Origin of the sequence: Pedobacter sandarakinus (genome assembly GCF_026240095.1) — a bacterium.
GTDB classification, from domain to species: domain Bacteria; phylum Bacteroidota; class Bacteroidia; order Sphingobacteriales; family Sphingobacteriaceae; genus Pedobacter; species Pedobacter sandarakinus.
The window spans coordinates 408845-429144 of sequence record NZ_JAPIVG010000003.1 but is presented as its reverse complement, the minus strand read 5'-3'; the positions used below and the strand labels follow the sequence as shown (position 1 = coordinate 429144).

General features: G+C 38.7%; 19 protein-coding genes. 9 read left to right on the top strand and 10 right to left on the bottom strand.

Annotated elements, in window-relative coordinates:
* Positions 1-3 precede the first annotated feature (3 nt).
* Positions 4-354 (top strand): hypothetical protein, encoded by a 351-nt coding sequence (locus OQ268_RS10455; RefSeq protein WP_265856072.1) that lies wholly within the window; start codon positions 4-6, stop codon positions 352-354.
* Positions 355-825: 471 nt separating this feature from the next.
* Positions 826-1473: a phosphatase PAP2 family protein gene (locus OQ268_RS10450; RefSeq protein ID WP_265856071.1), complete on the top strand. Its 648-nt coding sequence runs from the start codon at positions 826-828 to the stop codon at positions 1471-1473.
* Here the strand turns inward: OQ268_RS10450 and OQ268_RS10445 are convergent.
* Positions 1457-2074 (bottom strand): Crp/Fnr family transcriptional regulator, encoded by a 618-nt coding sequence (locus OQ268_RS10445; protein ID WP_265856070.1) that lies wholly within the window; start codon positions 2072-2074, stop codon positions 1457-1459. The genes OQ268_RS10450 and OQ268_RS10445 overlap by 17 nt on opposite strands.
* Before the next feature lie 174 nt (positions 2075-2248).
* Between OQ268_RS10445 and OQ268_RS10440 the strand changes: the two genes are divergently transcribed.
* Positions 2249-2911, top strand: coding sequence for an HAD family hydrolase (locus OQ268_RS10440; RefSeq protein ID WP_265856249.1), 663 nt, complete (start codon positions 2249-2251; stop codon positions 2909-2911).
* 120 nt (positions 2912-3031) lie between these two features.
* On the opposite strand, the gene OQ268_RS10435 is transcribed toward OQ268_RS10440, so the two are convergent.
* On the bottom strand, positions 3032-4201 hold the full coding sequence (locus tag OQ268_RS10435; protein WP_265856069.1) for an aldose epimerase family protein: 1170 nt from the start codon (positions 4199-4201) through the stop codon (positions 3032-3034).
* 164 nt (positions 4202-4365) lie between these two features.
* On the opposite strand from OQ268_RS10435, the gene mgrA reads away from it, so the two are divergent.
* Entirely contained in the window at positions 4366-5355 is a 990-nt protein-coding gene (gene mgrA, locus OQ268_RS10430; RefSeq protein WP_265856068.1) for an L-glyceraldehyde 3-phosphate reductase, read from the top strand.
* A 95-nt stretch (positions 5356-5450) separates the two neighbouring features.
* On the opposite strand, the gene OQ268_RS10425 is transcribed toward mgrA, so the two are convergent.
* The 3 genes from OQ268_RS10425 to ligD all read right to left on the bottom strand — a co-directional run bounded on the left by OQ268_RS10425 (position 5451) and on the right by ligD (position 9838).
* Positions 5451-6608 carry a DUF3095 domain-containing protein gene (locus tag OQ268_RS10425; RefSeq protein ID WP_265856067.1) on the bottom strand — a complete coding sequence of 386 codons (1158 nt, stop codon included), beginning with the start codon at positions 6606-6608 and terminating at the stop codon, positions 5451-5453.
* Positions 6609-6793: 185 nt separating this feature from the next.
* Positions 6794-7090, bottom strand: a complete 297-nt coding sequence (locus OQ268_RS10420; RefSeq protein ID WP_265856066.1) for a Dabb family protein — start codon at positions 7088-7090, stop codon at positions 6794-6796.
* 48 nt (positions 7091-7138) lie between these two features.
* Entirely contained in the window at positions 7139-9838 is a 2700-nt protein-coding gene (gene ligD / locus OQ268_RS10415) for a DNA ligase D (RefSeq protein WP_265856065.1), read from the bottom strand.
* A gap of 425 nt (positions 9839-10263) precedes the next feature.
* On the opposite strand from ligD, the gene OQ268_RS10410 reads away from it, so the two are divergent.
* On the top strand, positions 10264-10485 hold the full coding sequence (locus tag OQ268_RS10410; RefSeq protein WP_265856064.1) for a DUF3606 domain-containing protein: 222 nt from the start codon (positions 10264-10266) through the stop codon (positions 10483-10485).
* Positions 10486-10490: 5 nt separating this feature from the next.
* Complete coding sequence (locus OQ268_RS10405; RefSeq protein WP_265856063.1) at positions 10491-10694, top strand: hypothetical protein; 204 nt, start codon at positions 10491-10493, stop codon at positions 10692-10694.
* A gap of 21 nt (positions 10695-10715) precedes the next feature.
* Here the strand turns inward: OQ268_RS10405 and OQ268_RS10400 are convergent, their stop codons facing one another.
* Positions 10716-11852 carry a serine hydrolase domain-containing protein gene (locus OQ268_RS10400; RefSeq protein WP_265856062.1) on the bottom strand — a complete coding sequence of 379 codons (1137 nt, stop codon included), beginning with the start codon at positions 11850-11852 and terminating at the stop codon, positions 10716-10718.
* A gap of 40 nt (positions 11853-11892) precedes the next feature.
* Positions 11893-12288 (bottom strand): VOC family protein, encoded by a 396-nt coding sequence (locus tag OQ268_RS10395; protein ID WP_265856061.1) that lies wholly within the window; start codon positions 12286-12288, stop codon positions 11893-11895.
* Positions 12289-12578: 290 nt separating this feature from the next.
* Between OQ268_RS10395 and OQ268_RS10390 the strand changes: the two genes are divergently transcribed.
* On the top strand, positions 12579-15857 hold the full coding sequence (locus tag OQ268_RS10390; protein ID WP_265856060.1) for a patatin-like phospholipase domain-containing protein: 3279 nt from the start codon (positions 12579-12581) through the stop codon (positions 15855-15857).
* A gap of 9 nt (positions 15858-15866) precedes the next feature.
* On the opposite strand, the gene OQ268_RS10385 is transcribed toward OQ268_RS10390, so the two are convergent.
* Both OQ268_RS10385 and OQ268_RS10380 read right to left on the bottom strand, forming a co-directional pair.
* On the bottom strand, positions 15867-16607 hold the full coding sequence (locus tag OQ268_RS10385) for a competence protein CoiA (protein WP_265856059.1): 741 nt from the start codon (positions 16605-16607) through the stop codon (positions 15867-15869).
* Positions 16608-16618: 11 nt separating this feature from the next.
* Positions 16619-16933, bottom strand: a complete 315-nt coding sequence (locus OQ268_RS10380; protein ID WP_265856058.1) for a hypothetical protein — start codon at positions 16931-16933, stop codon at positions 16619-16621.
* 332 nt (positions 16934-17265) lie between these two features.
* Between OQ268_RS10380 and OQ268_RS10375 the strand changes: the two genes are divergently transcribed.
* Positions 17266-19380 carry an AAA family ATPase gene (locus OQ268_RS10375; protein WP_265856057.1) on the top strand — a complete coding sequence of 705 codons (2115 nt, stop codon included), beginning with the start codon at positions 17266-17268 and terminating at the stop codon, positions 19378-19380.
* On the opposite strand, the gene OQ268_RS10370 is transcribed toward OQ268_RS10375, so the two are convergent.
* On the bottom strand, positions 19377-19883 hold the full coding sequence (locus OQ268_RS10370) for a hypothetical protein (RefSeq protein WP_265856056.1): 507 nt from the start codon (positions 19881-19883) through the stop codon (positions 19377-19379). The two genes, OQ268_RS10375 and OQ268_RS10370, sit on opposite strands and share 4 nt — an antisense overlap.
* A 186-nt stretch (positions 19884-20069) precedes the next feature.
* On the opposite strand from OQ268_RS10370, the gene OQ268_RS10365 reads away from it, so the two are divergent.
* A complete protein-coding gene (locus OQ268_RS10365) occupies positions 20070-20282 on the top strand; it encodes a hypothetical protein (RefSeq protein ID WP_265856055.1) in 213 nt (70 codons plus the stop codon).
* Positions 20283-20300 lie beyond the last annotated feature (18 nt).

Below are 20300 nucleotides of genomic sequence, written 5' to 3'. Positions count from 1 at the left end.
CCTATGAAAAAGTTATTGATTTTAGTTTTCGCCGTATTTTCATCTTATTTGCTCAAAGCACAAACATTAGTTTTGTCTAAAGATGCTAAGGCATCTGTTGGCAAAACCGTTACCATTTGCGATTCGGTTTATAGTACAAAGGGTCTTGAAAACCTTACGCTCATTAACCTCGGTGGTGCTTTCCCAAAAGAACTGATTACCGTGGTTATCAATAAACCTGATATTGGTAAATTTGCCTCAGAACCTGCTAGCATGTTTTTGGGGAATAACATCTGCGTTACGGGCGTAGTAACGGAGTATAAAGGTAAATTTCAAATTGTTGTAACAGAGCCAAAACAAATTGTAGTGAAGTAATTGAAGGCTCAAGAACTTTAAGATGCATTCTGGAGGTAACATTTAGATTTTTTTCAATCTAACATTAGAACACCCAAAATATTTTTGTGAAATAGCTATCAACCTTATTGTCTCCTTTAATATAAAAGGAGAACAACTCGGTTGGAGCGTTATATGGGCATGTTTTCGGTAAAAGTAAAGGGATGCCTTTCAAGTTGGCAGGATTTAATCTGCCAACTATCCAAGCTTAGATATCCTTATTATCCAGATCAAATATAAGGGTTATCATCCAAAAAATATAATTACTTATACAGACCTGTATGTTTTCTTGATAGAAAGCTTGATTTACAGTATGAACATGCTTTTGGTGATGTGATACTAACCCTGGTATACCAGAAGCGATTTATAATGAATAAATTAACATTTTGCAAAAATTTGCTGCTTGTTTACGGCTAAATTGATAGTTTTGGCAGAAAAATTTTATAGCGTAGAATGAACTTAAAATTCCGAACGATCGTATTTGCAAGTGTATTGATATTGTTTTTTTTTATAATACTAAGCATATATGTTGCTCACCACCCTATTATCCCGCTAGATGTGGCGATATCACTCCTGGTTCAGAAAAGCCAAAGCAGTTGGTTGGATTATATTATGCTGGCGATTAGTTTTTTTGGAGAATTACCGTTCTCACTTTTATCTGTCGTATTAATTGCTGGCATCTTTTATTGGAAAAAGTTTACCCTGGAAGCTTATTACATCTCTACCGTTTTATTGTCGGGCTTACTCATCCTTGGTATCAAAAATATGATCAACAGGCCCCGCCCAACCGCCTTTTACGTTAGGTTAGTTGAGGTAAATAGGTTTCAAAGCTACCCAAGTGGACATGTTTTATCTTATGTGCTTTTCTTTGGGTTCCTGATATTCTTGATGTTAACACTGAAAAATATCTCAAAAAGAATTAAAAATATAGTGATCACGATCTCAGCTTTTTTAATTTTCGCTATTGCGCCATCTCGAATATATTTGGGTGCACATTGGTTTACAGATACCTTGGGCGGGTTTCTACTTGGCCTGCTCTGTTTGCTTCCACTTTGCTACTTTTACTGGAAAAGCAAATCGGCCGTTAGACCTCTGAACTAGCTTTTTGAGATTTATTTTTCATCCTGATTCTACTTAGCGTTTCGATTCGCATACCCAGGTAACTTGCCAAAAACTTAACAGGAACTCTAGACCTAACGGAAGGGTTAGCCTCATTAAATTGCCTGTACCTGGCTTCAGCAGAAGGTATCCGCGATAGAATTGATCGCTCCTGCGAAAAATTATATTGTATGGCCAATAGTTTTCTCGCCAGAACATTCAATTCTGGAAATTTTGCGTAAAGCCCATCTAAAATTTGATAAGGTAAAACAACCAATTCTGAATCTTCAAGTGCCTGAAATTTTTCCTGATATTTTAATTTACCTGGCAAGTGATTTCTTATGCTCCCCAGCATCTGATTTTCACTGGCAATAAGCGTGGTAATATCCTTATCCTCATCAATTACAAAGCCTCTAACTAAACCCTTGATAATAAAGAACAAGCATTCCTGATGCTGATCAGTTGGCAAACTGATCAGCTCATTCTTCTTTAAGAATAGTTTAAAAGTATTTTTCCTTGCCAAATTGATCAAGGATGGCTTAAGTGGCTGTAAATAATTTAAAAAATTGAGAAGAATATCGTCTTTGAGGGCTTTAGATGGCATGATGTTTAACAACAGATTTCTTGGCAATGTATTACAAGAACACGAATTTAACAAGTACAAAATAGGCTTCAACTTTACAATTCGCTCACCACTTTTAAACGTAAGGAATAATTAAAGCTAAGCATGGCATTGTTTTACGAAATAGTTCAGAAAATCTGATAATTTTGCGGTATGATGAATAAGAAACCAAAGGCATTTCTCTTCGACTTAAATGGCACCATGATTGACGATATGAAGTTTCATAACCAGGCATGGCATACAATCTTAACAAAAGATCTTGGGGCAAATATTAGTTTTGAGGCAGTAAAAAAGGAGATGTATGGTAAAAATCAAGACCTGTTAGAGCGAGTATTTGGCGTTGGGCATTTCACCGAAGAGCAGATAGATCAAATTTCGCTAGAAAAGGAACACCGCTATCAAGCTGCCTACAAAAAACACCTGCAGCTTATCCCTGGACTAAAGGCATTTTTAGATCAGGCAAAACATCAAGGTGTTTTAATGGCCATTGGTTCTGCTGCAATTCCTTTCAATATTAATTTTGTGCTTGACAATCTAAATCTCCGCCCGTTCTTTAGTGCAATTGTAAGCGCAGAAGACGTTCAAAAGAGTAAGCCAGATCCGGAGACATTTCTAAAAGGTGCTCAGATTTTAGGGGTTTTGCCAGATGAATGTGTGGTGTTTGAAGATGCGCCGAAGGGCGTAGAAGCTGCTGCAAATGCGGGTATGAAATGTGTTGTGCTTACAACAATGCATACCGAACAGGATTTTGCGAAGTACGATAATGTTATTGCTTTTATCGAAGATTATACCGATCCGGCACTAAAACAACTGCTATAAAAAAACCAGGCCATATCGTTTAGGTTATGGTTACCTGCCCCATCAGAATTGCGAACAATGCTACTCTGAAACTGAAAGGCATGATGCGCTTACCTCCTTGATATCGCCTGGTTAATTTATCTATTTAGAGAATTTATAAATCGAACTCGTTTTGTATGTCTGACCAGGTTTTAATACGGTTGATGGAAAACTTGGTTGATTTGGAGAATCTGGAAAATGCTGTGTTTCCATGCAAAATGCTGTTCTAAAATCGTCTTTAGAACCGGTTTTGAAAGTGTTTTTGCTCTGCATAAAATTACCACTATAAAATTGTAAACCAGGCTCTTGCGTATAAACATCCATCAAGATTCCCGATTGGTTGCCTTTAACCTCTGCCGCATGATACATGCCCATTCCCTTAGTTTGGTTTAGCACGTAATTATGGTCGTAACCTTTACCAAAAGTTAGCTGTTCATTTTTATCGCCAATTCTAGCACCAATGGTTGTTGCTTTAGTAAAATCAAAAGGCGTACCGGCAACTTTTTCTATTTTTCCTGTCGGGATAAGTGTCGAATCTACCGGGGTATACGTATCTGCAAAAATTTGTACTTCATGATTTAAGATATCGCCGCTACCCTCACCATTTAAGTTAAAGAAAGCATGATTGGTTAAATTCAATACTGTATTCTTGTCTGTTGTAGCTTGATAATCCATTTTCAGTTCATTATCATCTGTTAAGGTATAGGTTACCATTACGTTCAAGTTACCAGGAAATCCTTCCTCACCATCTTTAGAGAGGTAACTAAATTGAACCGTTTGTGGATTAATTTGTTTCGCATCCCAAACTACATCCTGGTAGCCTTTTTTACCTCCATGCAGGGTATTTTGACCATTGTTGGTAAATAAAGTGTATTGTTTTCCATCAAGTGTGAACTTTCCTTTCGCAATCCGGTTACCATACCTGCCGATAGTGGCACCAAAATATGGTTCTGCAGACTTTTCATAATCTGTTACGCTTTTAAAACCGACAACAACATCTACCATTTTACCATCTTTATTCGGCATTAATAAACTTACAAGCCTACCTCCATAATTGGTGAAAATAGCTTCTGCATTGTTCTTGTTTTTCAAGGTATACAAATCGGTTTGCTTATTATCAATTTGCTTTCTGAATGAGTCTGGCGATAATGTTACAACCGCAGCAGAATCTGATTGGATGCTGTCGCCAGAAGATTTTTGCTTAGTTTCTGATTGGCAAGAGGCAAAAGCTATGCCCGCAACAGCCAATACGCATAAAGATTTAAATTTCATATGTTAATATTTGGATTAGTTTAATTGTCAAATTTACATTTATTAATCTATCATCAAAGCAATTTAACACTTTACAGCCATCAAAAAGATTAATGTAATACATCTATTACGTATTAAAATAAATATAAATTAATCTTACTAATTTGCCGAAAAACTAGACAAATATGAATTTAGACATTGATAAAAATCGATATAAGACCATGACCTATAATCGTTGTGGCAATAGTGGATTAAAGTTACCTGCGGTTTCGCTTGGTCTTTGGCATAATTTCGGATTTGTAAATGTATTTGAAAACGCTAAAAAGTTGATTGAAACAGCATTTAACAACGGCATTACACACTTTGATCTTGCTAATAACTACGGACCGCCTCCAGGATCTGCGGAAGAAGTTTTCGGTAAAATTCTGAAACAAAACTTTCGTGGCTACCGCGATGAGATGATTATTTCCAGTAAAGCTGGCTACACCATGTGGGATGGTCCGTACGGAGACTGGGGCTCAAAAAAATATCTGGTTTCTAGTTTGGATCAAAGTTTAAAACGAATGAAACTAGACTATGTGGATATTTTTTATCACCACCGTCCTGATCCGGAAACACCACTTGAAGAAACGATGGGTGCCCTGAGTTTGATGGTGCAACAAGGAAAGGCTTTATACGTAGGAATTTCGAACTATGGTGCAGAAGAAGCACTAAAAGCAGTAACAATTCTGAAGGATAATGGCACACCATGTTTAATTCATCAACCAAAATATTCGATGTTTGAGCGGTGGGTAGAAGACGGGTTATTAGAGGTTTTAGAAGCAAATGGCGTTGGCTGTATCCCTTTTTCTCCATTGGCGCAAGGGTTACTAACCGACAAATATTTGCACGGCATCCCTGCCGATTCGAGGGTAGCAACAAGCGGCGTATTTTTAAAAGAAAGCAACATTACACCCGAAAAAGTGGCGACTATCTCTAAGTTAAATGAAATGGCGAAGTCTCGGGAGCAAAAATTATCTCAGATGGCCTTGTCCTGGATTTTAAAAGATAAACGCATTACTTCAGTTTTAATTGGTGCCAGTAAACCTGAACAAATTACCGATGCCATCGCAGCCTTAAACAACACTGAATTTTCAGCAGAAGAACTCATACAAATTGATAATATTCTGGCCTAAATCTAAAAGTGGCAAATTAGCGCTAAGCTTGCAGCTGTATGTAAGCTTAGCGTATTTATGGATTGATCTTTATTTCGGCTTATCCTGCCAAGTGTCTAAGTTTTTGCTTTGAGTTTTTGCTTTAAAACAGCTGCAGCTTTAGTATACCCACCATCTCCACCGTCTACAAAGTGGATATGATCATCCGAAAGATCGCGAACATAGCACGACATGACCGACTCTCCACTAACATACAATCCATAATGGATAATATTATCCTGCTCTAAAGCATCTAATACCCCTTGTAATGCCAGGCGTTGCTTCTCTGTACCAATAATAACAGTATTTATCCTTCCATCTATTACCAGCGTATCAGACATTTCTACCAACTGCTGCAAGTATTTTTTACCACTTTCTGTTCTAAAATAAACAAAGCCATAGAGGTTAATCATCCAGGTTTTTACCAATTCAAAGAATTTGATTTTCCCTAACCGATTGGTCATCTCTCTCCCTAAGTTGTTAAAGCTGGTTTTAAAGATAAGCTTAGGAATAGAAATCGGCCTGCGTTTTTCAGGCGCACCGTAGATTTGATCTAGGTGCCTGATGATGTTACTAAAAACTTCAGCTTGCTTGGTGTAGTCTTGCGCAATCACAATCAGCGTTACTACTTCTTCACTGTTTTCTGGCGGCTGAATTTTATCCCACCTACATTGCATGCCTGTTAAATCGATATCTTCAACAGAGGTGGTTTCATCTGCAAGCAAATAGTCATCCCCTTTAATAATCCGTTCAGCATAATCAAGTCCATCACCTAGAAAGATTGGTATCGAAAATTGATCAGTTATGGTAAACCTGCTAATTTTCAGGCTATGCTTTTCTTTATAAATCTCGCTTACGGGTACGATGCCAGCCCTCAGCGTGAGGTTAAAATTTTCTTGCGAGTTGCTCTTATACTTCATCAAAGCATCCATTGCCGGCTTAACAATGCTTGGAGGAACAATAAATGTTGCACCATCGCCACCGAAGAAAAACGGTATAAGAATGTTCGCTTTAAAAGCAATGTTTAGGACTGCTACAATACTGCCGGTTGCGATGAGGTTAACATCTTCGTGAAAGCCACCGGCCACCGCCACCGTGGAATTTTTTATGTCCGTAATAATTACCGACCAATCATCAGGTACGGAATAAAACAAATTTTTATTACGCAAAAGCTGGCCAAGCGGCATCTTGCTTACACGTAAGTTTGAATAAAAATGATCTTGGTTTCGAGACATATTTTTTCTTTACTACAAGATACGCAAAGCACTTATGTTTTTGTTGAAAAAACCAATCCATCAAAGAATGAATTGGTTTGTATTAAATTGCGAATGATTCAGGATTATTTCCATTAGAACATAACCTACTTAAATACAACAAGTATTGATGCTAAATACTGAATCAGCTAGGCACTCCAGTTTCGCTATTGCGCATCGTAGATTACTACCCGTTCAAAGTACACTTTAAACTCATCCAGAAAGGCTTTATGAAGTGGATGAACCTGATATTCATCGTGTCCAGCCATATCGTCAAAAATTAATAACAGGCTAAAAGTATAGGTGGTATCTACCACTGCCCGCGATATATCTGCCGGAGTTCCCAGATGGAAAGTTTTTACCACATCTATATTTTGAAGGGTTTCTAGACTTTTCCGAAATGCTGTTTTTTGTGCTGATGTGGTATCGGCTTTAAGCCAGAATAATACGTGGTGTGCGATCATAAATAATTTTTTTGGGCAAATATAAGCAAACAAGCAACATTGCAACGGTTAACCAAAAATGCTTTTAGCTTTACTAATTGCTTTCTTTAGGTCGATGCCTTTTCCAAGCACACCTTTGAACAAATCCCCCTCTGTTTTCAGTCGTTCGATTGCATTAAAAATATGAAAATCAGTCATTTTGAGTCCCTTCTTAACTTCATCCCAATGCAGTGGCATAGATACCGTAGCACCAACCTTAGGCCTCAAAGAATATGGACCGGCAATTGTTGCACCTGGTCGATTTTGTAAAAAATCTAGATACATTTTTCCTTTTCTTGCAGATACCATCCGCTCGAGCGATGTGTAATCCGGAATTTGTTCGTGAACAATATTTACGATGATTTTGGCGAACATTTGGCTTTGATCGTAAGTGTACTTAGCGTTCAACGGAATATAAATATGCATTCCTGTAGAGCCAGATGTTTTGCAAAATGAAGGAACATCAATTGCATCTAGCACTTTCTTGGTCTCTTGAGCCGCGGCAACAACTTGGTCGAAAGTATGCTTATCAGGATCCAAATCTATAACGCAATAATCTGGATGATCCGGACTTTGTACCCGACTAAACCAAGGGTTCATCTCGATGCAACCCAAGCTAGCCATCCAAAGTAAGGATGCCTCATTCGTGCCCACTAAATATTCTTTCTTTTCGCCCTCTCCGTTTTCATAAGGAAAAGTTTTTGCCCAATCAGGCGCTTTGCCTTTCACATCTTTTTGGTAGAAACTCTTACCGTGTATGCCGCCGGGAAAACGGTTTAGAGATTGCGGACGATCTTTTAAATAAGGTAAAATATAATCGGCCACCTGGTAATAATAGTTAAACATATCTCGCTTACTCACCTTGTCTTCTGGCCAATAGATTTTACTTAAATTAGTAAATTTGAGTTCATGCCCTTTAACCTTACGCACTTGCGTTTCCTCTTTTGGGTTGAGCAAGCTTTTGCGATCTTTATTTTTTGGTGCACTAACCGCAGTTTGATGATCTTCGACCTTTTTCTCACTGCCTTCTGCCAGGTCGCCTGTTTCCACTGCCGTTTCGCGAACCACTTCTTTCGCTTTTTTGTCTTCACGCATCCCCTGGAAAGAAGGGTGTCTGAAAACACCGTCTTCTGTAACCTCTGTAAAAGCAACTTCGCACACCAGCTGGGGTTTTAACCATGTTGCCTTTGCCTTCGTCGGATTTGGCCTAAAACGAGACGGTTTATTTACATCAGGCAAGCTATCAAAAGGGCTATCTTTTACGATTAGTGGCTTAAACAGTTCAATCATCTCTTTCTGGGCTCGATCTGAAAAACCAGTTCCCACCTTACCAACATATTGGAGGTTTCCATTTTCGAATACGCCAAGTAGCAAAGAACTAAATGCTTTGGAAGTATCTTCATTCTTGGTATATCCGGCAATAACCACTTCCTGGCGTTTACTAACCTTAATTTTGAGCCATTCCCTTGATCGCCGATCTACAGCGTAAGTACTGTTAATTTTTTTCGCGATAATTCCCTCCAAGCCCATCTTCTCTGCAGCGGCGAAAAAATCTATACCGCTGGCTTTAAATACTTTTCCTAACCTCACACGGTCGTCGTTTTGTGGCAGAACATCGTTCAAAATTGCCTGCCGCTGAAATAATGGTAAATCCACCAGGTTTTTACCATTGTACCAAAGGATATCGAACACATAATAAACTAATGCCCCATCGGCTTCGCTACGCCAGTTTTGAAGGGATCCAAATTTGGAAATTCCCTTTTCGTTAAGCACCAGGATTTCGCCATCTATTACTGCATTTATCTTCCAATCGCTTAGTAAATCATAAATCGGATAAAATTTATCATTGAAGGATTTATTATTGCGTGAAAGCAAATCAACCTTGCCTTTATTTACCATGGCCACAGCACGGTAACCATCCCATTTCACTTCATACTGCCATTCTTCATCATCGAACGGCTTATCAACTAAAGTGGCTAACATGGGTTTTATTCCTTTTAGGATTGCCGCTTTGGGCGCCTTTTTTAGAATTGCTGCAACATCAACATCATCATTATGATCGCCAATGGTCGTCTCCGTTTCTTTAGCAGCCGTCGATTTCTTTTTCGTTTTCGCTATACGCTGTGCTTTCCCATCCTTCCAAACCTTTTCTCCGTTCTTTTCTACTGCAGCAATTGTTTTCCCAGACAGCACAGATTTTTCCTCTTTTGTGATGTCTTTGGTAGAAGCGTAATCATCTTTATGTTTAATTAGTAACCAGCCATTTTCGCCCATGCCCTTAGTTTTAACCAAAGCAAACTCACCCATTAGCTTTTTACCACTAAGCTTAATCTTAACCGATCCATCTTTAAGTTGCTGTAGCAGATGTTTTTCTTGGGCTTTCTTGGTTTTAATTTCCGCTATCGGCTCATACGTTCCTCGGTCCCAAACAATTACGGTGCCACCACCATATTCGCCCTCAGGGATAATTCCTTCGAAATCTTTATAGTCAAATGGGTGATCTTCTACCATCATGGCCAGGCGCTTAGTTTTCGGATCGGTAGATGGTCCCTTCGGCACAGCCCAGCTCTTAAGTACGCCATCCATTTCAAGCCTAAAATCGTAGTGTAAACGAGAAGCATCATGCTTTTGAATAACAAATTGTAATTTATTATTCTGCTTGCCTTTGCCGGCTTTCGGCTCGGCTGTTTTAGAGAAATCTCTCTTTTCTTCGTACTTCTTCAGGCTCATTTGCTTGCTTATATTAAGGAATTCATCCACCAATTTTTAGTTATATTATAGCTGCTATTCTGCATTAAGTTAGCCTTACCAACGTAGAATAAATTAAGCCGGTAATGCAATAAACACCTCTAATATTACTTCTTCTACGATCAGCAAAGAATGCTCTTGCTCATCTTTTAAAAACATTCATCAGTTAAACCTTAAACATTATAAAAACACAAAAGGTTTGTAGCAAGCATTGGTATAAAATGCTCCGGAACTTATGATAAAAGTGTTTATGTCAACGAACAGAAAATAAGTGAATGTAGCTATAGGAATTGGCTAAAAACCGATAAGATGTTCACCAACATAAAAATTTATCTTTTTTGGAAAAAATTACAAAACCAAAACCTCAACACTTGTGTTTCTAAATAGATTAACCAAATGTAATAGCCATGGAATTTCAAAGCACTACTGCCAGCACCCGAAAAGAACTTATCGACATTGCTGATGAACAAGATCGCAACTATTGGGCAACCCGCCTCGGTGTAACTGGAGAAAAATTAAAATCGACCATTAGGGCCGTACAAAGCATGGAGTTTTCGAAACTTAAAGATTATTTGCGAATGGAAAAAGTTAAATCCAGCGATACATATCAACGCTTTGTTAATTCTTAATTGAAATGAAAAATCTCGCTGATTTAGGTGAAATGATCAATCCGGCTAACAATACCGTTATTGTAGACTGTACACATTTAATTGATTTGCCATCAACTAAGCAGATTTTCGATCAAAAAGTACAGGGTAACAGTATCAATAATCCGAAGGCTAAAATTAGCGTTCTTACCATTCTTTATCCAAAAAATGGCTTGGCTAACCTCTTGTAAGAACTAAAATCACTACCAGCCTTATTTGATAAAATTGTTGTACAAACAATTCAATGCATCACGGCTAAAATCTGGATAGCCTCCGCTGTATGTGGCGTTAATACCGTTGGTGATAATTACAAATCCATATTTCTTTTCTGGGTTGAAAAACATGGTACTATGAAGGCCATATGCAGATCCGGTATGTCCAATCAGTTTTACGCCTTTAATTAATTCGTTATTTTCTAGAAGTGCCAGGCCATATCCTTCATCTTCGGTAATTTTAACTTGCATTAATTTTGAGTATTTTTTTGGAATAATGCGCACCCCATTACCCTTACCGTAGTTCATGTGCATCATCATATATTTGGCTAAGTCTGTTGCGGAAATTTTCATCCCGCCAGTTGGCGAGAAGATGGGTGTAGTATAACCCATAATGTAGTTGCTAATCTCCGTTCTACGCGGAGCATATGCCATGGGCGATGGCGTAAATATCTGTTTTTCGGCATTATATTCGTATAAGGTTACAAACTTATTTGCATCCAAAGAATCTACGCAGTAACCTCCATAAAGACCTAATGGCTTTAACACGTGAGTTTTCACATACTGATCAAACCGTTCACCGGATTTCTTTTCGATAATGGTTCCAATGAGATTGAAATTCAGATTGCAATATTGGTATTTGCTTCCTGGCTGATAATCGTTATAGCATTTGGCCCAATCAGTGTTTTTATCTGGGTTAATCACATCTAAACTAAGGTATCCCTGGCTATCATTCAAACTAGATGTATGAGAAAGAGCCATCTTAAGCGTTATTTTCCTATCGGGATATTTTGGATTTCGGATCTTAAAACCAACCAAATCACCAAAATCATCATCCAATGACAATTTTCCTGCTGCCACCAATTGCATAATAGATGTAGCAGAAAAAGATTTTGAAATGGAAGCGATCCTAAAGATATCATCATTTTTTAATGGTGTTTTACTTTCGAGATCTTTGTATCCAAAACTATGTGTGTATACAATTTTTCCGGCTTTTACAACCGCAACTGCCGCTCCAACCGCCTTATATTTGGCCATGACGGCTTCAAAATCTGCAGCTACCTGGCCTCTCGAGGTAAAGATTTGGGCAAACATGAATAAGAACAGCATCAAAGATTTAATGGAAAGGACTTTCATAAAAATGGATCTTAAAAATAAATTAACTGGAATAATGGCACTATTGTTTCGCATCGTTGACCTCAAGCCAATGCCCATCGGGATCTTTGAAGTAGATTTGTTTCACACCATCTACCCTTTGCGTAATAGCACCAGCTTTACCTGGCCAATCCTCGTAGCTAACATTTTTCGATGCGAGTTTTTTAACGAAGTCATCTACCGACACAACACTAAAGCAGAGGTGATCATTCTTATCAAAAACCTGCTTAACAACTACGCCCTGAATGAGGTGTAGTGCAGCACCGTTTCCAAGACTAAACCAAGTATGCTTACCATCTTTAAATGGTTCTGGTATTTGTTCGAGACTGAATACATCGCGGTAAAAGTTAGTCGATTGATCTAACGCTGATACATAAACCGCGATATGGTTTAAAGCAGCAGGTTTATCTTGAGCCATAAGTTTAGTGCAGTAAAGCATTGAAATTAATAGTACGAATTTCAAAGACATCTTTTTCATACCTAAAGATCACATTAAAATTTAATATTGATCAGCATTTTACATATTTCGTAAACTAAATTCACACATTTCAGTATTCTTATTTGCTATGTTTATATGAATTTTGCAATCAAACTACTGATTTACAATTATTTGAATATTAACGCTCCCAAACCAATGCGAACGGAACAATTATAGCTTAACCTAAACCCTCTACTTGCGCATACCAAAATCTTACCGATCTAAAAGCTATGGATATTATTACCGATTTAAGCGCTCATGCCGTATCTTTTTTGTGTGTATATCAAGATGTGTGCACGCTTATTGGATTAAATACCGACATCAACTATCACGAAGTAAATGCCAACATTAATAAAATTGGCTTAGAACCCTACCAGGGAAAATCTACCAGTGTAGCTGTTACCAAGCGGATTAATGTACTAATGTGGAACTGCCCCAATCAGGAAGAAGGATTAGCCAAATTTTTCTTTGAGAAGATAAGTATCCTGGTAAACATTTACGAATTGGAAAATGAACAAGCCGCGGCGATCAAAGACAGCCCCTACGAGTGGCGTAAACACTATCGAAAAGTACTCTATCGCAATCCAAAACGCAGAACAGAAATTGCACAAGCAATGGAATATATGCCACTTCTAGTGATATTTGGCCTGAACGCTGAAAAAGCTAATGCATATAATTTACGCCTATACCAGGTTTGGGGCGATGGGGCAAATCGATTTCATGTACGCAAAGAAGAAAAATATATTCGCAATAAAATAAATTACAACAAGTGGTGGCATAACCCGAATAAAGACAGGCAGACAAAGGCCATTAACTTATTGGAAGACGATAAAGCATTGATGGCCGCACTTCATGCAGAAGAAATTGCATTGCCTTTCGAAAGTTTATTTAATGAGGAACTCGATGAAATAAATAAATCGAGAATTTTAAGGAATTATGTTCCAGAAAATATTTCATCAGCAGAATTAGATATAATTAATACCATCCCCGACCCATTAGTTAGGGCAAGTGCTCTAAAACTTAGGGGGCTGGCTTTTTCTGGCGGAGGAATCAGGTCGGCAACATTTAACTTAGGCATACTCCAAAAACTATCCGAACTAAACCAGTTGAACAGTTATGATTTTATTTCAACCGTATCTGGCGGAGGATATATCGGATCGTGGTTTATTGCCTGGTTAAAACGTGTGGGTTCTATCAATCAGCTTAGTTTATTATTGAACTCAAAGGAATCCGCAGACCCACAGGCAGAAGAAGTACGCCCTATCCGCTGGCTTAGGATGTACAGCAATTATCTCTCACCAAATACGGGCATCATGTCTGCCGATTCATGGACCATGGGCTTAACCTGGCTTAGAAACACACTTATTAACCAGGTAATTTTGATTTTGCTGCTATGCACCATGCTTTCTGGCGTGGCATTAACTTTCGAACTTTGGAATCAATTAGGCTTTCAAAGCGACTTCGGGTTTCAAAGACTCTTTTGGTGGACTTTTCTTATTTTGTGTATTGGTGCCGCCATCACCTCATCGGGTATGCGCCTCTACGACCGCGAATATGCACCACCAAGTAAATATAAATTTGGATCGAGTAAGTATATGCCTGTGGCGCTTCTTTTCTGGGCAGCCGCATCTAGCTTTCTAATTAGCGCCTGGATAAAAAACCAGTTGCAGTATTTAGTTGCCAATACTTTCGATAAAGATCAAATCATTCTTCCAACGGCCCTGGCGGCTTTATTAGCCATGCTTATTCTAACCTTCTTCGGAAGGTACTATTTAAGAAGCCGTTTCGCTAACAGGCAACTATGGTTTTGGTTATGGGTGTTGATCTCATCGGTAACTGCTAGTTTTTTTGGGGCTTACCTCCTTGCCATTTGTTGGGAAATCATGAGGAGTATCAAAGAAATTAATACAGCTATTCCATATTTAGCACAAAAACTCTTATTCATTTTGGGCGTACCGATTATTTTAGAAACTTATACGTTAAGTGTAATCATTAGAATGCTGATCATGGGAAACCTCTTTCCAGATGAGCGCCGGGAGTGGTGGGGTAGATTGGGAGCGATTATTCATCGTTTTATCCTAATCTGGGTGGTTACGGCAGGTGGCGCATTGGTATTACCTAATGTTTTAAGTTATTACTATGCAAAATATTCTGTTCTAATCCCTACGCTGTTTGGTGGTTGGGGTGCTATCGTTGGTTTGGCGGTAAAAATGGCATTTCAATCTAACTCAAGCCCCGGCCAACCCAAAAAATCGGCTAACGTTGCTGAGTTATTTATCCGCTTTGCGCCCTACCTATTTATGGTTGGATTTCTAATTATAGGGTCTTCTGCCTTGAACACGTTTAGAAAAATGATTGGAATGCACGACCATAGCGATGCGAGCCAATTGCTGCCATATCTACTATTAACAGCGGGGCTTTTTTTAGTTACGCTGTTCTTCAGCTATCGTTTGGGTGTAAACGAGTTCTCACTACATCATTTCTATCGAAACAGGTTGATGCGAGCCTACCTCGGTGCCACCCGCAGACGCACTGACAGGGAGAGTACGGCAAATAATTTTACAGGTTTTGATAACCAGGACGATTTAAAAATGACGTCACTTACAACCGGGAATGGCTACGAAGGGCCCTATCCTATCGTAAACACGGCACTCAATGCTTCAACGGTTTCAGAGTTAGACCGGCAAGACCGAAAGGCAGAATCTTTTACCTTTTCGCCACTCTATTGCGGTTACGATTTTAGCTCTACTCGTTCTGCTGCTGATTCGAGGAACGGAATTTTTCAATATGGCTACAGGCCCACCAAAGATTTCTCTGAACCTGACGGCCCATCTCTCGGTACGGCAATGGCGGTTTCCGGTGCTGCTGTTAATCCCAACATGGGTTACCATTCTTCTGCCCCTACAGCTTTTCTACTTACAATATTTAATGTTCGCCTGGGGCGGTGGATTGGCAATACCCGCCTGGGAAGATGGAAGAGATCTGATCCCCTTTCTGGTCTAGCCTACCTCATTTACGATATGTTTGGCAAATCAGATATTAATAAAGATTATGTGTGTTTATCAGATGGCGGACATTTTGACAACATGGGTATTTACGAACTGGTGAGAAGGAAATGCAGTTATATTTTGCTTTGCGATGCCGAAGAAGACGTAAATGCTACATGCGAAGGCCTGGCAAATGCCATAAGGCGATGCAGGATTGATTTCGGCGTGGAAATTAAGATCAACCTCAACAAAATAATCGAAAAGGATAAAGATGGTTTTGTGGAAAGCCAAACCGTAGAAGGTGAAATCCGTTATCCGGAAGATGATGCGCCATCGGGCAAAATTGTTTACGTTAAAACCGCCTTAACAGGCAGAGAAAGTGTAGACATCCGCCAGTATTACCTGGCGAACGATAAATTTCCGCAAGAATCTACCGGCGACCAGTTCTTTGATGAAGCACAGTTTGAAAGCTACCGAAAGTTAGGCTACCAATCAATTAAAGACATTCATCAACTAATTTAAAGTGTAATTTTATTGGTATTTTTGGATGAAATCCTTTTTTCTGAACATTTGCAGATATGGGTAGTTAGTAGAAATCTGGTATCTCACCCGTAAACGGTAAATGAAATGACCGCCAAAATCTATAAAAACTGGGCAGGTAGCACTTAGCCAAGCCTGATGTGGATATTTCCAGCTGAAAGAATAAAAATCTGTAGTTAAAGGAATTTCTTTTAATAAAAGATGATAAAAATTTAAAATTTGCGGCCTCGGATGTTGTGCTAAGGCCTCTTCTGTAGTAATAACAGAAAGATGGTCTGACTTGCGGAATTCGAAACCTGATAAACGGGCATCATTTACATTTGGTAAAGCCTTTAAAACTTTGAAACCTTTAAATTTAAGACCATTTACAACCCAAATTAATTTCGGATAAAATCTTTCCCTGGCGATAAGTTCTTCATGGTTTAGATGGGAATTCTGAAATTCGATAGTTACCCCTGCTGCATTAAAAATATCTGCCCGATGGTATTCCCGCATCGTTTCGTCGAAGAAATTAATTTCCCTGTATTCTGCAGGAAAAAATCCCTTCCATTCGCGGTGCCAGGTAGTTTCATTTTCCCACCATGAATCGCAGGTAGCAGATTTTACATGTGCCCAATGATGAATTTTAACATTTCCGCATTTGGCAATTACGGGTTGCCCACAACCAATACAAGTCGCTCGCTGCCCCTTGGCAGCTTCTGATTTTGTTCCTTGTAAAAATGCGTATTGCATGCTAAGGCATGTTATTCATTACCTTTAAAGATGTTCATTACAGATGTTTTCCACTGTATGTAGCCTAAATCGCCACAAACGCGACCAACATAACCTTCCACTTCTTCGGGTACATCGTTTACTATTCGCCACCTAATTTTATACTTCGGATTATAGCTGATGTAAACCACAACATCATCATTTCGCTGTCCAACAGTTTGTAGACCTTGTAAATGTATATCCCTTAAATCATCTGCAGCTATCTTCAGCCTTTCGTTCATAATTTTACCCAACGAAAGGTCTGGTCGAAAATCTGTCTCTAATATTGCTAGTACTGTAACAGTCATTTTATATCCAATTCTTCAAAAACAGCGTACTATTTTTGATTCAATTAATCTTAATTTCTCTCAACGAGATAAACAAATTTATACTAAAATATTTAGCAAACAAAAATATCCCCTCCTATTTTTGTTTGCTAAATGTTAATTAAAAACATCTTATTGATCATCAGGTACATATAAGATTATAAAAAAAATCAAACACGGTTTTAAGATGATTAATTCGCTTCCAAACTATATTTTGTGCATAACATACTAAAAAATAGCTCGGCGGTAAGGTCAATTCTGTGCATATTTGCAGTTCAAGTTATTCCATATTTTAAGAAGGATGAAGTAATAAAATGAATGCCAATACCGATTTACAAAATTCGAACCAAGATAACCAGCTCATTCTCGATTTTTTAGCCACTACTAGCCAGCCAATTTTTTTAACCGGTAAAGCAGGTACGGGTAAAACAACGTTATTGCGTAAAATAAAGGAGACTACAAGTAAGAATTTTGCTGTGGTAGCGCCAACGGCAGTGGCAGCCATCAACGCAGGTGGCGTAACCATTCATTCTTTCTTTCAAATGCCTTTCGGACCGATCATTCCAAATCATCAGAAAGAGCGGAAAATTCAGAAATACGCGGAAGACAAACTTAAACTTCTGAAATGCCTTGAGCTGCTCATCATCGATGAAATTAGTATGGTCCGGGCAGATATGCTCGATTTCATTGATAGTACTTTGCAACAGGCTAAGGCTTCCAAACAACCTTTTGGGGGTGTGCAGCTATTAATGATCGGCGATTTATACCAACTTTCGCCAATAGCCCATGATGCATGGCACATTCTTAGAAATTACTATCTGAGTCCGTACTTCTTCGATAGTCTGGTCTTCAAGCAAATTTCGCTGGTTACTTTCGAATTGCAGAAGGTATATCGTCAATCTGACCCATTGTTTCTGGAGATTTTAAACCGGATAAGAGAAAATAATTTAAGCCAGCCGCAGCTTGATCAATTGAATGAGCATTATGATCCAACTTTAGCAGAAAGCTGGAAGGATGATTATATTACCCTTACAACACACAATAACCTGGTTGGCCAAATAAATAGCGATTGCTTGGATAAATTGTCTGGCAGCCTGAGCACCTTTCAGGCAAAAATAACCGGCGATTTCCCGAAAGATGCCTACCCTGTAGATGAAATTTTAAGCCTCAAAGTTGGCGCACAGGTGATGTTTATTAAAAATGATTCATCTGGAAAAAAGCAATATTATAATGGCAAGGCGGCTAAAATAGTTGGCCTGGAAGAAGACCGTATTCGCGTTCAATTTCTGGATGAAAGCAACGATTTCGAGGTAGAACGAGAAGAGTGGCAAAACGTAAAGTATGCGCTTGAGCAGGACGAGAATAAAATTGCAGAAACCAACACCGGCACCTTCTCCCAATTTCCTTTTAAGCTGGCTTGGGCCATAACCATTCACAAAAGCCAGGGTTTAACCTTCGAGAAAGCAATTGTAGATATCAGCGCTTCGTTTACGCATGGGCAGGCATATGTAGCGCTAAGTAGGTGTAAAAGCCTTAATGGTTTGTTATTAAAAGCGCCTGTTAGAATGGAGAACATCATGACGGACAAGCGGATTATCGAATTTACCGCAAAGGCAGTAAGTATGCGCCCAACCGCAGATGATCTTAATCGTTTCAGGCAGCAACAAGCATGGCAACTGGTTGCAGATCTGTTCGATTTTGAACCCATTCATCAATATTGGAACATGCTCAAGGTCGCCAAGTTCAGTGTAAGTCATGACAATAAGCTACTTGAGCATTTTTTAGAACACAGCAATTTCCTCGAAAAAGAAGTAATTGAAGTAGCCAGAAAGTTTTTCATTAGGGAGCTAAGTGAACGATCAAAAAACCTGGCTTTAATTGCCGACACCGCTTTTTTAGGTCGTTTGGATAAAGCTGCATCTTATTTCATCCCCAAAATTGAATCAATGATTGAGGAAATTAAAATGTTTTCAGCATTAAACTACTACATCGACGAGCGGGCAGAAATTATCTTGGCAAACCTAAGTGACATTGCCAATGCCTTGAACGTTAAGCTGGCTTTATTTGGATTTAAATGGCAGTCTTTTTCATTTAGAGCTTACCAAAAAACCTATATCGCTGCAGTAAATGTATTCGATCAGCTGCCAAAAAAAACCGCTACCAAAAAGACGGAAGTAACACCACCGGTTACCAACCCTGTTTTATACGAAAATTTGGTAACGTGGCGCAGGGGTTTGAGTGAACAGAGAGGCATTGCTCCACACAGTATTTTATCTGATTTTGCACTATTAAATATTGCCGCAAAGCCACCTAAAAACACCGATCAACTTGCTGCCATCAAAGGTGTAGGTGTTGGTAATGCAAAAGATTTAGGCTGCTATGTGCTCAGGATTGTTAATGATTTTATGGGTTCGAGTACATTGTTCTAACGACCTGCTACGAATTTAAAGTAAAAATAACAGACAAAAAAACCGAGGATAAAAAAGAGCATCCGCCATAACCAATTTTTTAAAATCCCCTTTCCTTGTTGCGTAATACTCTGTTCTAAACCTTTAAGCAAATGTGCTTGTTCGGCAACTTTCTCTTGCAGGGTTAAATTTTCTTTTTTTAAATCGAGGATATTCTTTCCCGTATCTTCCTCTAATTTATTAAGTGCATAGCGGCGCTTAAATCCGCCCTCATTGATGAACATATCTGCACCGGCCTGTTTGCCTACCATAGCTGGCAAAGGCACTCCATCAACCTGTCCAACCAGAATCACCAGATTCATCTGAACTAATAAGTCCAAGTAATCGGAAGCCAGGTTGCCATTACCCCTAAAAATTTTTAGCACACGTTCCGATTTGATATAAATTTCCTGATCAAACTCGTTAAGGATGTTATCCAAAAGCTCGCACTTAGCGGGGGTTAAACTGATGGAGAGATTATTCATTTAGGGAACGTTGATATTTTAAGGTAATAAAGTAAATATATAGACAATGTAAAAGTATTATCTGTAATAAGTTGTGGTTAGCGTTAAATAAACTCTTTTTTAGGAATTTGGCTGCTAATATCCTTCATTTTTCTCAAAAGAAAAACTTAAAGTAACATCAAAATGTTGTTAAAAAAACGAGATACCATGAAAAATCAAGATGAACAACCCCAAGAGGAACAGAATTTACCTAATGCTGATCAGTTTAAAATGCACCGTGCTGGTGGTAATGTAGCTGATGGCCATTTGCCTGCCGAAGAAAAAGACGACAGTGAATATACACCCGATGAAATCCCCTTTGCAGATGGTGAAGGCACTAAATTGGATGAATGGATTGATGACAAACCGGATGAAGATTAAAAAAAAAAGCGCTCATTT

Coding starts and splice junctions, on each gene's coding strand:
- OQ268_RS10420 (WP_265856066.1), bottom strand. CDS start 7,090: ATGATCGCACACCACGTATTATTCTGGCTTAAAGCCGATACCACATCA.
- ligD (WP_265856065.1), bottom strand. CDS start 9,838: ATGAGCCTGAAGAAGTACGAAGAAAAGAGAGATTTCTCTAAAACAGCC.
- OQ268_RS10425 (WP_265856067.1), bottom strand. CDS start 6,608: ATGTCTCGAAACCAAGATCATTTTTATTCAAACTTACGTGTAAGCAAG.
- OQ268_RS10390 (WP_265856060.1), top strand. CDS start 12,579: ATGGATATTATTACCGATTTAAGCGCTCATGCCGTATCTTTTTTGTGT.
- OQ268_RS10435 (WP_265856069.1), bottom strand. CDS start 4,201: ATGAAATTTAAATCTTTATGCGTATTGGCTGTTGCGGGCATAGCTTTT.
- OQ268_RS10440 (WP_265856249.1), top strand. CDS start 2,249: ATGAATAAGAAACCAAAGGCATTTCTCTTCGACTTAAATGGCACCATG.
- OQ268_RS10405 (WP_265856063.1), top strand. CDS start 10,491: ATGAAAAATCTCGCTGATTTAGGTGAAATGATCAATCCGGCTAACAAT.
- OQ268_RS10410 (WP_265856064.1), top strand. CDS start 10,264: ATGGAATTTCAAAGCACTACTGCCAGCACCCGAAAAGAACTTATCGAC.
- OQ268_RS10400 (WP_265856062.1), bottom strand. CDS start 11,852: ATGAAAGTCCTTTCCATTAAATCTTTGATGCTGTTCTTATTCATGTTT.
- OQ268_RS10365 (WP_265856055.1), top strand. CDS start 20,070: ATGAAAAATCAAGATGAACAACCCCAAGAGGAACAGAATTTACCTAAT.
- mgrA (WP_265856068.1), top strand. CDS start 4,366: ATGAATTTAGACATTGATAAAAATCGATATAAGACCATGACCTATAAT.
- OQ268_RS10455 (WP_265856072.1), top strand. CDS start 4: ATGAAAAAGTTATTGATTTTAGTTTTCGCCGTATTTTCATCTTATTTG.
- OQ268_RS10370 (WP_265856056.1), bottom strand. CDS start 19,883: ATGAATAATCTCTCCATCAGTTTAACCCCCGCTAAGTGCGAGCTTTTG.
- OQ268_RS10450 (WP_265856071.1), top strand. CDS start 826: ATGAACTTAAAATTCCGAACGATCGTATTTGCAAGTGTATTGATATTG.
- OQ268_RS10385 (WP_265856059.1), bottom strand. CDS start 16,607: ATGCAATACGCATTTTTACAAGGAACAAAATCAGAAGCTGCCAAGGGG.
- OQ268_RS10380 (WP_265856058.1), bottom strand. CDS start 16,933: ATGACTGTTACAGTACTAGCAATATTAGAGACAGATTTTCGACCAGAC.
- OQ268_RS10395 (WP_265856061.1), bottom strand. CDS start 12,288: ATGGCTCAAGATAAACCTGCTGCTTTAAACCATATCGCGGTTTATGTA.
- OQ268_RS10375 (WP_265856057.1), top strand. CDS start 17,266: ATGAATGCCAATACCGATTTACAAAATTCGAACCAAGATAACCAGCTC.
- OQ268_RS10445 (WP_265856070.1), bottom strand. CDS start 2,074: ATGCCATCTAAAGCCCTCAAAGACGATATTCTTCTCAATTTTTTAAAT.